At 32.8% G+C, this 11,903-nt stretch carries 15 protein-coding genes and 2 pseudogenes; 15 read left to right on the forward strand and 2 right to left on the reverse strand.

The window, feature by feature from the left end:
- The first annotated feature begins 84 nt into the window (after nucleotides 1-84).
- From NYE52_RS09435 to NYE52_RS09455, 5 genes and pseudogenes are all read left to right on the forward strand, one after another.
- Nucleotides 85-705, forward strand: a complete 621-nt coding sequence (locus NYE52_RS09435) for a hypothetical protein (RefSeq protein WP_341192836.1) — start codon at nucleotides 85-87, stop codon at nucleotides 703-705.
- 130 nt (nucleotides 706-835) lie between these two features.
- Complete coding sequence (gene psiE, locus NYE52_RS09440; protein WP_341192837.1) at nucleotides 836-1,249, forward strand: phosphate-starvation-inducible protein PsiE; 414 nt, start codon at nucleotides 836-838, stop codon at nucleotides 1,247-1,249.
- 255 nt (nucleotides 1,250-1,504) lie between these two features.
- Nucleotides 1,505-2,728 (forward strand): sensor histidine kinase, encoded by a 1,224-nt coding sequence (locus NYE52_RS09445; RefSeq protein WP_341192838.1) that lies wholly within the window; start codon nucleotides 1,505-1,507, stop codon nucleotides 2,726-2,728.
- 276 nt (nucleotides 2,729-3,004) lie between these two features.
- Entirely contained in the window at nucleotides 3,005-3,448 is a 444-nt protein-coding gene (locus NYE52_RS09450) for a cell wall hydrolase (RefSeq protein WP_341192839.1), read from the forward strand.
- 781 nt (nucleotides 3,449-4,229) lie between these two features.
- Nucleotides 4,230-4,600, forward strand: a pseudogene (locus tag NYE52_RS09455) (VOC family protein); the annotation flags it as partial.
- A gap of 531 nt (nucleotides 4,601-5,131) precedes the next feature.
- Here NYE52_RS09455 and NYE52_RS09460 read toward each other — a convergent pair.
- Entirely contained in the window at nucleotides 5,132-5,512 is a 381-nt protein-coding gene (locus tag NYE52_RS09460) for a ferritin-like domain-containing protein (protein ID WP_341195147.1), read from the reverse strand.
- A gap of 491 nt (nucleotides 5,513-6,003) precedes the next feature.
- Between NYE52_RS09460 and NYE52_RS09465 the strand changes: the two genes are divergently transcribed.
- The 4 genes and pseudogenes from NYE52_RS09465 (at nucleotide 6,004) to NYE52_RS09480 (ending at nucleotide 8,935) form a co-directional block, all read left to right on the forward strand.
- Nucleotides 6,004-6,387 carry a DUF302 domain-containing protein gene (locus NYE52_RS09465; RefSeq protein WP_031534647.1) on the forward strand — a complete coding sequence of 128 codons (384 nt, stop codon included), beginning with the start codon at nucleotides 6,004-6,006 and terminating at the stop codon, nucleotides 6,385-6,387.
- 620 nt (nucleotides 6,388-7,007) lie between these two features.
- On the forward strand, nucleotides 7,008-7,142 hold the full coding sequence (locus tag NYE52_RS09470) for an NAD(P)-binding protein (RefSeq protein ID WP_341192840.1): 135 nt from the start codon (nucleotides 7,008-7,010) through the stop codon (nucleotides 7,140-7,142).
- A 66-nt stretch (nucleotides 7,143-7,208) separates the two neighbouring features.
- Nucleotides 7,209-8,578, forward strand: a pseudogene (locus tag NYE52_RS09475) (FAD-dependent oxidoreductase); the annotation flags it as partial.
- A gap of 189 nt (nucleotides 8,579-8,767) precedes the next feature.
- Nucleotides 8,768-8,935, forward strand: a complete 168-nt coding sequence (locus tag NYE52_RS09480) for a sulfurtransferase TusA family protein (protein ID WP_341195148.1) — start codon at nucleotides 8,768-8,770, stop codon at nucleotides 8,933-8,935.
- A 245-nt stretch (nucleotides 8,936-9,180) separates the two neighbouring features.
- On the opposite strand, the gene NYE52_RS09485 is transcribed toward NYE52_RS09480, so the two are convergent.
- The gene (locus NYE52_RS09485; protein ID WP_016203420.1) at nucleotides 9,181-9,357 is read right to left on the reverse strand and encodes a hypothetical protein; all 177 of its coding nucleotides are present in this window, start codon (nucleotides 9,355-9,357) and stop codon (nucleotides 9,181-9,183) included.
- Nucleotides 9,358-9,647: 290 nt separating this feature from the next.
- Here NYE52_RS09485 and NYE52_RS09490 point away from each other — a divergent pair, with 290 nt between their 5' ends.
- The 6 genes from NYE52_RS09490 (at nucleotide 9,648) to NYE52_RS09515 (ending at nucleotide 11,884) form a co-directional block, all read left to right on the forward strand.
- On the forward strand, nucleotides 9,648-9,998 hold the full coding sequence (locus NYE52_RS09490) for a hypothetical protein (RefSeq protein ID WP_341192841.1): 351 nt from the start codon (nucleotides 9,648-9,650) through the stop codon (nucleotides 9,996-9,998).
- 49 nt (nucleotides 9,999-10,047) lie between these two features.
- Complete coding sequence (locus NYE52_RS09495; RefSeq protein WP_031534652.1) at nucleotides 10,048-10,311, forward strand: metal-sensitive transcriptional regulator; 264 nt, start codon at nucleotides 10,048-10,050, stop codon at nucleotides 10,309-10,311.
- A gap of 86 nt (nucleotides 10,312-10,397) precedes the next feature.
- Nucleotides 10,398-10,625, forward strand: coding sequence for a sulfurtransferase TusA family protein (locus NYE52_RS09500; protein ID WP_341192842.1), 228 nt, complete (start codon nucleotides 10,398-10,400; stop codon nucleotides 10,623-10,625).
- A 63-nt stretch (nucleotides 10,626-10,688) separates the two neighbouring features.
- Nucleotides 10,689-11,168, forward strand: a complete 480-nt coding sequence (locus NYE52_RS09505; protein WP_235247659.1) for a DsrE/DsrF/DrsH-like family protein — start codon at nucleotides 10,689-10,691, stop codon at nucleotides 11,166-11,168.
- A gap of 41 nt (nucleotides 11,169-11,209) precedes the next feature.
- Nucleotides 11,210-11,575 carry a rhodanese-like domain-containing protein gene (locus tag NYE52_RS09510; protein WP_341192843.1) on the forward strand — a complete coding sequence of 122 codons (366 nt, stop codon included), beginning with the start codon at nucleotides 11,210-11,212 and terminating at the stop codon, nucleotides 11,573-11,575.
- Between the two features lie 12 nt (nucleotides 11,576-11,587).
- Complete coding sequence (locus NYE52_RS09515) at nucleotides 11,588-11,884, forward strand: rhodanese-like domain-containing protein (protein ID WP_341192844.1); 297 nt, start codon at nucleotides 11,588-11,590, stop codon at nucleotides 11,882-11,884.
- The last annotated feature ends 19 nt before the right edge of the window (nucleotides 11,885-11,903 follow it).

Consider the following 11,903-nt stretch of genomic DNA (forward strand, 5'->3'; position numbering starts at 1 on the left):
TACTGACTATTTTTCATTGTTATAGAAATAGGAATAACGGGAGAAAATTTGGAAATGATATCCTTAAAAAGGGGGCTGATCCAAATGAAAAATCTAGTTCTTATTATCTTTGTTTTGCTTTGTTCAATGTGTACGTTAGAGAAAGTATCTGCTCATTCCTTCTCTTCAGCAGCAGAGGATGCAGCAGTGGTCGTTAATCAGCCAGAATTATCAATAAAACAAGCAATTGAATTAGCTTATCCGTCTGCACAGAAATGGAATAAAAAAGCGCAGTTATTACAAGCGATTAACATAGATTTAGATCTGCCTGGAAATTCGGATGGGAGTAATGGCAAAAGAAAATTTTGGAATATAAGCTTTGGTATACCAGACACGAATAAATTTTTTCTAGTGGCCATCCATGAGGGAAAAATAGATAAAGCCCAGGAATTAACGGGAAAAGGGGATACTCCTAAATCGAAAAATGAGTTTGTAAAATTGGAAGACATTCATTATGATTCCCCTGAATTGCTAAAAAAAGCACTTGGAATGGGCACGATTTATCCTGGAAAAGAGTGGGCAAAAGGGTATAATTTTATGCTAAGCAAGGATACGGTGACAAATAGGAATCAAATGCTAGTAATTGGCTGGAATAGCAAGCAGACAAAAATGAAAGCAGCTGGCTTTGATAGTACGACAGGCGAACCAGTTCCACCACAGTTCTAAGCTAACTTAGTGAGGATGGAATACTTATGTTTGTTTCAATCTATAAAAATGAAAATATCTACTTTCAGGTTATTTGATCCAAAAATAGCTCATATTAAGTTATACACACTGAAAAAGGAGTTATAGAAGATTGAATCAAATAAAGTTTTTTTCTCAACTACCTATGTTTCTACAAATACTGTTGAATACTTCCCTGTTTCTTATCGGATTGATTTTGAGTTTTCTACTTATAAAGGAGACGTGGTATATTTTTACATATGTAGCCTTTGTACCAGAGCATGAACAAGATTATTATTTATTCACAGAGGAGCTGCTTACTTACTTTTTATATTTTGAATTTATCGCTTTAATTATTAAGTATTTTAGCTCTGAGTTTCACTTTCCGTTACGCTATCTCATTTACATTGGCATCACAGCCATAGTGCGATTAATTATTATTGAACATGATGATCCAATTAATGCTTTCTGGTGGGCGTTGGCTATTCTTGTTTTAATTATCTCTTTATTATTAACAAACTTAAGACTGCTTAAAAAAGATTATTAGTCGATTAGGTAGAAGTGTTAAACGTCTATCCCTTATTCTCCTATAAGGTAGACGTTTTTTTGCTGCCAATGGATAATAATGATAGGGGATAATCTAAATCGGCATTATTTTAACAATAAATAGACAGTAAAAACTTGTTTTAACGAAAACTAGACTACAAAAAGAAGGAACATTAGGGTAAAATAGACTTTTACATACCTAAGGAACATTTTTGAATAGTTTAGTAAGATACAATAGTATTGTGAGGACTTTTTAATGATAGATAATGAATTTCTACCTAGTATAAAGCTTTATCGAATGATTGTTGGTATTTTTATTACATTAATGAGTGCAGGGTTAGTATTAATATACATAGAAGATGATCGAATCATTTCTTTATCTTTCCTTTTGCAATTTATTTTCGTTATAAGCATTTCTGTTCTATTAATCATCTTTCCAAAAAAAGATTCCGTAAATTATCGAGCTGCGATTATTCTATGCATGTCTGCATACTTTTTCTTTATGTATTTGCGGTTTCCCGACAGATTTGCTTTGCTATTACTTATTAGTTTTATCCCAGTTATTCCAGTGTTGTTTTTGCATATACGATTGTTCTATATCACATTGATTGGTAATATTACAATTACTATTAGCATTATTATCTACTTGATGATGGTTGATACACCTAGTATACATATTTACAATTATTTGGATTTCTTTGGAGTAGCTATTAATTTCTTGGCGACACAGCTTTTGCTCCTTTTCCTTTTCCTTCTTTTCCAAAAAAGGATGAAGAATCAAGAGCTATATTACGATCAAGTGAAGCAAGCTGAGAAGCTGAGAACAACTGGGCAGCTTGCGGCAGCTGTTGCACATGAAATTCGCAATCCTATAACGGTAGTAAAGGGATTTATTCAACTACATGAAAATGATAAAGCATTACCAGAACATATCAAAAAGCACTACAAGCTGATGTTGGATGAGCTACAAGTTGCTGAGACCGTTATTTCTGATTTTTTATCACTGGCAAAGCCATCTGAAACAAAGATGGAGGTTGTATCGGTTAACACAGCACTACATACAGTGATGGACTTACTAAACACATATGCAATGGTTGATACGATTCATATTGAGCTAGAAATGGAAAACGATTACGAAATTCAATGCAATATTATGGAGTTTAAGCAATTATTTGTAAATTTATTAAAAAATGCGATTGAAGCTTCTCATCATGGAGATACGATTCGAGTAAAAGTAACCGGTGAAGAGGATAGAGTGGTAGTGATGATAATCGATAGCGGTTCAGGAATGAGCCAGGAGCAACAAGAGCGGATTGGAACCCCTTTCTATTCCTTAAAGGCAAAAGGCACAGGATTAGGCTTAATGATCTGTTATAACATTGTCGAAAAATATGAAGGAACGATTAACATTTGGAGTGAGGAAGGAAAAGGGACAGAGGTTACGGTGACCTTTCCTATTGTAAAAATGAAATCTTTATAACATTTTGTAGAAAACGTCTGAATTCTTGTTTCATAAGGATTCAGATGTTTTTTTATTAGGAGGGTGCTTCGTTAAAAAAGGATAATGGCCTTCTATTTCGATTTATAAACTAACATTTATTTTATTTTAGGTAATCGGACAGGGATTTCGGTGAATAAAACTATAAAAAAGAATGCTTTTCATTTTCTTTTTATGACAAACGAAGCATTCTTATTTTCGAAATTAAAAATTTTTAACGAAGACTTTTTCATACTATATTTTAGGGGTGACAAAAAAATGCCAAGAGTAAGCTACAAAAGCTCAGACGTTGACCTAATGGCAAGGATGATGAGGGCGGAAGCAGAAGGGGAAGGGCCACAAGGAATGCTGTATGTCGGAAATGTAATTGTTAATCGTCTTAAAGCGGATTGTACAGATTTTAAAGATTTAAGAACCATTTCACAAGTTATTTTTCAAGTGCAGGGAGGAAATTATTCTTTTGAAGCTGTTCAAAAAGGGAATGTATTTTATCAAAGAGCAAGAGCGGCTGAAAAAAAATTAGCAAAACAAAATTTAGATTATTGGCGAGAGCACCCAGGAAAATATGCGCTTTGGTATTTCAATCCATATGCACCATGTCCTCCAACTTGGTATGGTCAACCTTTTGCAGGTCAATATAAAGATCATTGTTTTTACGAGCCGAAAGCTGGAACATGTGAAACGGTTTATATAGGAGGCTAAGCTTATTTTAATCTGTGCAGTAGATAATGGAGTAGGGTTGCAATAGGTTCATTTGGTAATAAAAAATAAGAGCTCTAAAATCCAAAATAAATACAGAATTTAGCCCAAGTATCGGAATTAAGTTCAAAGAATTTAAAAATATTTATTAGGAGTCTGTAACCCGGTATGCTAATTTCAATGGTTACAGACTCCTTTTTATAATGAGAATATGAAGTATTTGAAACAGTGTAAATTGTATTTTGCAATTAGAAAGTACACAAAATTTCAATTGCAGACAGAGTTCCGCTTTGGCATGGAGCCTCTATAGGCATGCTCTATAAGTCAAGACCCTGCTTGGCTCAACCCACTATCCATTTAAGATTTTTCGACATTGCAATACTCTGCATTTTTATTTTGTGCTATACAAGGGTATATGATTATCAAAGTTTAAAAAGTTTTTATAGTAATGAGAAAACAGGAATAGGTATATGTTTGCACGTGAGCAGGGGGGATTTAATACAAAGGGTTAACGCACAATCTAGAAGTTAATGCTTATTTTGTTTATAGTAAAAGGCTTTTACTATAGAGTCAGATAGTGGAAGAAGGGGTTTACCAAAGTGAATATTTATGATTTAAGAAAAGAGATAAGCTATATTCTGTAAATGATGACTAGGAGGAGCAGTGTGCATTAATAGTGCAACCACGGTTCTCCTCTACTCGACTAATTCAATAATCGGAAGGAAAAAGGTATATAGAAAGAAAACTATTTGATATATCGGATTAAAATAAAGGAGAGAAGGCTATGAGTAAATCATTTATTGAACAAGTACATTATATTAGAATTCCTGTAAAGGATTTAGAACTGTCTGCAACATGGTATAGAGATGTATTAGGGCTCCAGTTACTAAACAATACGGAGGAACTTGGAACTTGCAATTTTAAAAGTAAATGAAGGACCTTTCTTACTTATCTTAGTACCTACAGAAGATGAAACATTTGCACATTTTACAATTGATAATGAACAAGAATTTAGAATTCGCTTTACAAGTCCAGAATTATCTGAATTTCATCAACACTTAATGGAAAATCAAGTAAAGGTCGAGGATATAAAAGAAGATAATGGTCACCGCCTTTTTCCACTTTTATGACCCCAATGGTAATAAACTTCAAGTACCTGGTAAGATTATTATAAATAAATTACCTTATTTCATTACCGTGTGCTTTAGCCTAGCCATGTCAATAAACTAGGCTGTTTATTGACATGGCTAGGCTAAAGCTCGGCTATATCACGAAGCAAGAAAAGAAATTTATGTAGATTGTTCAAAAGATAAATAACAGAATATTTTGCATAATTAATATTAACGCTACAATAATTTCTAATGATAAACGTCTAAAACCTTGATACATAAGGGATTAGACGTTTCTTTTATTATAACATAAGTAAGGCTAAGAAGAATTATCACTCAAAATAAGAGTTAAACGCTTATTTTGTTTGATTAAAAATTGTACAACCTTTTTTTATGCAGTCTTGAGAATATTATTTCTGTAATCTGATGGATTTATAGGACTACATTGTGGAAATTATACTTAAACTACCTGAGCATTGACTCGAGTAAGATTAATGCTCTTTCTTGTATAAGACCATTAGGCACATTCTTAAATAAATTTTATAAAAAAACTAGGTTGGTACCTAGAATTAAAAACTTATTTCAAGAAATATAAGAACCAAACTGCATGATTTTGTTCATCATGTGCTGCTCTTTGAAATTCTTCTTTAATTTTTGGATTATCTGTTTTAGATACAATTTCTAAATAAAAATCGACTGTTTCTTGTTCATCTTTAAACGCAAAATCTAATCCTTGTTTATATTTCTTTGGGCATTCTTCACTAATTTTTGGTTTATGTTTTTCACCTGTTAATTGTGTATATAAATTTGAAAAGCTATTAAAATGTCTTATTTCATCTTTTCTGATTTCGTTGATTTTATCTTTTATATATTGAGTAGAAGCTAAATTAATTAAATGCTGATAACATGAAATGGCTGAATATTCACCATCTATTGCCTTTTCTATTAAAGTCACAATATTTTCCCTAGAATGAGCATGAAAAGCTGTTGTAAGGCCGGTAACATTTGGAACAAGTGGTCCTAGATAATGATAGTATGCATGTGGATCAGATGGAAGTTGTTTAATGTGATATGTTCCATGCCCATAGTGAACGTGACATGAATTCCCAGGGCAATGTAAAAGCTGATTCCAAGGTCCATGTTTAATAAAGGGATAACCTTTATTCATTACACCATCAAGACCGGTGATTATTTCTGGTTGCATGATTTACCTCCTATAATTTGTTTGTATCATATTATGACATCGCTCTTCTATAGATGTTTGTCTCTAAGAGAATTGGGTGTTCAACTCAATTTTATCTGTGGATTGTTTTTTTCACTTTTATTTAATAAAAGTCTGGGTATTGATAATAAGGGTATATTTTCTTTTCAGCTTTTAGTAATTTTAAAAAATATCCTGATATATATTTCACCACCATTATAAATACTAAAAGTTAAGGAGTGTGACAAATGTTTGATTATACTGTAGAAACCAGTAAAAATATTAGTGAGGCAATTTATAGCTTGGAAGAAAATTTAAAAGAAGAAAAGTTTGGTGTATTATGGATGTTTGATATAAAAGATAAACTTCAAGAGAAAGGACTAGAGTTTGAATCTGACTATAAAGTTTTAGAGGTTTGTAACCCACATGAAGCACAAAGAGTGTTAAAGGAGAATTTGTTAGTTGGTTATTTCTTGCCATGTAAAATGATTGTTTATACCGACCAGGGAAAAACTAAAATTGGCATGCCGAGACCAACAGCTTTAATTAACTTAGCAAATAATGAAGAAATCAAAAAACTTGCACAAGATATTGAGGTCCGTTTAATTAGCTGTATTAATAAAAGTATATAAAGTTGAAGAGTTGAGTTAATAAGTTTCTTTAATCCTTGAAAAACTATATGATTCAAGACCTGTTTCCATGTAATTAGATCAGGTCTAATGTTATTCCCCACATTGAATTTAAACTTTTTTAATAGGCTTTTTTCGTAAAGTTTGTTGCTATCGCCCTCAGCCGGAATACTTCGCTTTGCGTGGGGCAGATAAATATCCCTTTCGCATATGGGGATATATGGATGTAATACTCAAAAAACTAGAAAAGGGATTTACCGATGATTTTTAGGATTAATCATCGGTTTTTCAGTTGTCTCACTCAAGCTCCTGCAGAGTCTCAGACTGTCCTCGCTAATCCCCCAGGAGGGAGTCTACGTGTATTCGGCTGCTCTATTTTCCAACTACTTGTTTTTTTCTATTGAAAAAAACAATCTTTTAGAAAAAATGCGTTTAAAAAAATGAGTAAATGGAATATTTTTACAATATTATAAGTATTTAATTGTGTAGATATTGTGAAAGAAACTCAAATAACCTTCACAAAAATAATTTTTATTTTATAATACCCATACAGGTATAAACCTATCGGGGTATATTCAAGAGTATTGATTGGAATTAAATTAAAAATAGTTGGAGGGAATAACATGTCACAGAAACTCATTATAGTAGGTGGAGTTGCAGGTGGAGCAACAGCTGCAGCAAGGTTAAGAAGAATAAGTGAAGATGTAGAAATTGTTCTTATAGAAAGGGGGGAATATATATCATTTGCTAATTGCTGACTGCCTTATTACATTGGAGAAACAATCAAAGACAGAAGCAAATTATTAGTCCAGACCGTTAAAGGAATGTCGAATCGATTTAATCTGGACATTCGGAATTTAAGTGAAGTATTAAGCATTAATCCCAAAAATAAAAAAGTCACAATTAAGAATTTACAATCAGGGAAAGAGTATGAGGAATCCTATGACAAGTTACTATTGTCACCAGGGGCTAAACCAATCGTCCCACCAATTCCAGGATTAAGTGAAAATGAGGTATTATTTACATTAAGAAATATTCCAGATACAGATAAAATAAAAAAATATGTTGATACCAATCAACCTAAAAAGGCGATTGTAATTGGCGGAGGATTTATTGGAATTGAAATGGCTGAAAACTTGTTGGAAAGAGGAATAGAAGTAACGATTATTGAAATGGCAAAGCAAATTATGGCTCCAATTGATTTTGAAATGGCTAGTATTTTACACGGAAATATAAAAGAAAAAGGTGTGAATCTAATATTAGAAAAGGGGTCCAAGCATTTGCTAATAAGGGAAAGAAAGTTATTCTCTCTGATGGAACAGAAATAGAAGCCGATATGACCATTCTTTCTATAGGTGTTAAACCGGAAAATGAATTAGCTAAGGTAGCAGGACTTGAATTAGGAGAGCGTGGAGGAATTGTTGTAAATGAATACCTTCAGACTTCTAATGAGGATATTTATGCTGTCGGGGATGCAGTTGAGGTGGTGGATTATATTAGCGGGAAAAAAGCTATGATTCCACTTGCAGGTCCGGCTAACCGACAAGGCAGAATTGCGGCAAATAACATGATGGGAAAAAAGGAGAAGTACCATGGCACATTGGGAACTTCCATTGTTAAAGTATTTGATTTAACGGTTGCCGCAACTGGCAATAATGAAAAGACGCTAAAACGCTTAGGAGTTTCATATGAAGTTGTTCATATTCATCCAAGTTCTCATGCAGGGTATTACCCAGGAGCAGCACCAATTGCTTTAAAATTAATCTTTGATAAAGAAACAGGAAAAATATTTGGTGCACAAGCTATAGGAGCAGATGGTGTTGATAAACGGATTGACGTAATTTCAACAGCAATAAAAGGTGGATTAAAGGTGAATGATTTGACTAATTTAGAATTATCTTATGCTCCCCCATATTCTTCAGCAAAAGACCCTGTTAATATGGCTGGCTATGTAGCTTCTAACATAATTGAAGGTGAATTAGAAATGGTTCAGTGGCATGAAATCGATGAGATTGTTAAAGATGGAGGGTTATTGATTGACGTTCGCGAGCCAATGGAGCGGGAATTTGGATATATTAAAGGTTCCTTGAATATTCCGTTAGATGAATTAAGGAACCGATTAAACAGTCTTCCAAAAGAGCAAACAATATTTGTCAGTTGTCAAGTTGGATTAAGGGGATATCTGGCAAGCAGGATATTAAAAAATAGTGGATATACTGTTAAAAATGTTGATGGAGGTTTTAAAACGTATTCCTCTGTATTTAAAAGCGTTATAAACAAAACTATTGAAGCGAAAACAAATCAACCTGGGGAATCAGATACAGAAGATATTGATGAAATACCGGTGAATGCTGTTGTTGATGTTACTGGTTTATCTTGCCCAATGCCGATTGTAAAACTAAAAAAAGCGATTGAGCAGTTGGATAGCGGTCAAATATTAGAAATCCATGTGACAGATAAAGGTGCATTAAATGATCTGCCTGCATGGTCAAAAAATGCCGGACATATCCTTTTAAAAACAAAACAAGAGGAAAAAGTGATTAAATTTTAGATTAAAAAAATGAAGATAAATTAAAGGGAAGCATTTAACTTCTATTTAATCAAAAATACTTTTAAAAGCAGGCCTCCTATTTTTGGAGTCATGCTTTTTATCTTTCGCAAAATCATCTGTCAAATTTAACAGTAAGGTATTGGGGAATATAATTAATAGCTAATGTTTTTGTATACTCATTCTTTGTTGGAGGATATAGTCTTAGTTCCCATAAAATTTATGATTCCTGCCATTTAATATTTTTTTTAAGAAACATGATTGCTTTCAACATACGTTTCAAGAGCTGGATGATATTCTTTTTGATAATGATTATCAGGACAAGACTTTTTAACTATTGAATTCATAAAAGCTGTTTTATCCGTTACTAAAGTTTTCTTACATTCAGGGCACTTTTCGCTAAATAAAGTTTTAAATAAACTCATAATGGCACCTCCACAATAACCTTTAAATCATATTGTAATACTTGGTATTATAAATGAGTAGTTAAAAAAACTCAATGGATTGAAATCCAAAAGTTAAAATAATAGGAGGTAGTAACAGCAATTATACTTATTCGATATTATCAAGGTTTGTAAATGCTTGTGCTCTTGAGTAAGATGACCAGTGATTAAGTAATAAAAAACAAAAAGGAGTGTTGACAAAATACCTATCGGGGTATAATATAGATTTTGTCAGTTATTCCTGCCTCTTTAATTTAGGAGGAAAGATTCATATGACTATTGTTATTTTAAGTTTTATTATTATTGGTTACTTTATCTTTAGAAGGAATATCCCAATAATTGGGGTTCCACAAATAAATAAAAAAGATATTGAATTAAGTATGTTGAATGTTGTAGATATAAGAGATTATAATGTTTCTTATAAAAGCCCTATACAAGGTGCGATTAACATTCCAGTTTCTTATATAAATAGGCATTACACAGATATATCAAAAAGCGAACTGATTGTAGTAGCTTCGAATCGCTTGGAAAAGAATGTAGGAGTTCGTTTATTAAGCCAAAAAGGTTTCAAGATAGTTGGATACATCCTTTTCGATGAGTATGAAATGGGAGAACATAGGTAACTATAGGAGACAAGTTAAAAAGTAATTATTTGTTAAGGAGGGTAATCATATGGAGTACAATGAGCAAATGAAAAATAGAGTAAAACGTATTGAAGGCCAACTTAGAGGAATTTTAAGGATGATGGAAGAAAACAAAGACTGTAAGGATGTTATAACTCAGCTATCTGCAACACGTGCTGCTATTGATCGGACAATTGGTGTTGTGGTTAGTTCTAATTTAGTAGAGTGTGTGCGCAATGCAGAAGAAAATGGAGAAAAAAACACAGAAGATTTAGTAAAAGAAGCTGTAAATCTGCTTGTGAAAAGTAGATAAAAATAAAAGGGTTGACACCCACTTTTATTTTTATTACTATTATACCCATAGGGGTAAAGGTAAATGATAAAAGGAGAGTTAAAAGAATGAATATAGATAAATTGTTAGATGCAAAAGGATTAGCATGTCCAATGCCAATTGTAAAAACAAAGAAGGCAATAAATGAATTAATTGCTGGTCAAGTATTAGAAATTCATACTACTGATAAAGGTGCAAAGAACGATCTCACTGCTTGGGCAAAATCGGGTGGACATGAGCTACTAAAATATGAAGAAGCGAATGATGTATTAAAGTTTTGGATTAAAAAAGGTTAAATTTTTTTGTTTATAAATATACCCATACAGGTAAGGGTGACTGATACATGAGGAGGAACTATAATGACAGAAAAGAAAAAAACAACAATTGTATTATTTAGTGGCGATTATGATAAAGCAATGGCAGCTTATATCATTGCGAACGGGGCAGCGGCGTATGATCATGAAGTAACCATTTTTCACACGTTTTGGGGACTAAATGCCTTGCGAAAAGATGCAGATATTCAAGTGAAAAAAGGCTTCATGGAAAAAATGTTTGGCAGAATGATGCCAAAAGGTGCAGATAAAATGGGGCTGTCAAAAATGAACTTTGCTGGTTTTGGTCCTAAAATGATTAAAAATGTGATTAAAAAACACAATGCAATGCCACTTCCAGATTTAATCGAAATGGCAAGAGAACAAGATATAAAGCTTGTTGCCTGTACGATGACAATGGATTTATTAGGACTTCAAAAAGAAGAACTGTTGGATAATATTGAATATGCAGGTGTTGCTGCTTATTTGGGTGATGCAGAAGATGGAAATGTAAACCTATTTATCTAAATCAGTAGGGGATTCTTCCCTACATAAAGGGAGAGATAATCTTGGAATATCTAAATTATATAATAATTGGGCTACTGTTAATTTTTATCATCAGACGATTCATTCCTACAAAAGGTGTAAGACAGATTACAGCATTAGAGCTACGGGATGAGTTAGAGGATAAAAATAAACAATTTATTGATGTCCGTACTCCTGGGGAATATAGAGTAAACAATATTAAAGGATTTAAAAATATTCCACTTCAACAAATTATGCAAAAAGCGGAGAAAGAAATCTCAAAAGATAAAGAAGTAATTGTTATTTGCCAAAGTGGAATGAGAAGTCAAAACGCAATTAAAATGTTAAAAAAATTAGGATATACTAAAGTGACCAATGTAAAAGGCGGAATGAACGCTTGGAGATCATAAGGAGGCAAAAGCATGAAACAATTAACTGCAAAAGAAGTAGAGAAACTTTTAAGAGAAGGTAAAGTGTTAAATATTATTGATGTTCGAGAAGTTGATGAAGTTGCAACTGGTAAGATCCCAGGAGCCATTCATATCCCACTAGGGTTAGTAGAATTCCGTATGCATGAATTAGATAAATCTAAAGAATATATCATGGTTTGCCGTTCTGGTGGAAGAAGTGGTCAAGCAAGTCGATTTCTCGAAGATCATGGATTTAAAGTAATAAATATGACTGGTGGAATGCTTGCATGGGAAGGCGAGACGAAGTAAATATTTTCGGTTAATCAAA

Source organism: Niallia sp. FSL W8-0635 (genome assembly GCF_038007965.1).
Taxonomy (GTDB): domain Bacteria; phylum Bacillota; class Bacilli; order Bacillales; family Cytobacillaceae; genus Niallia.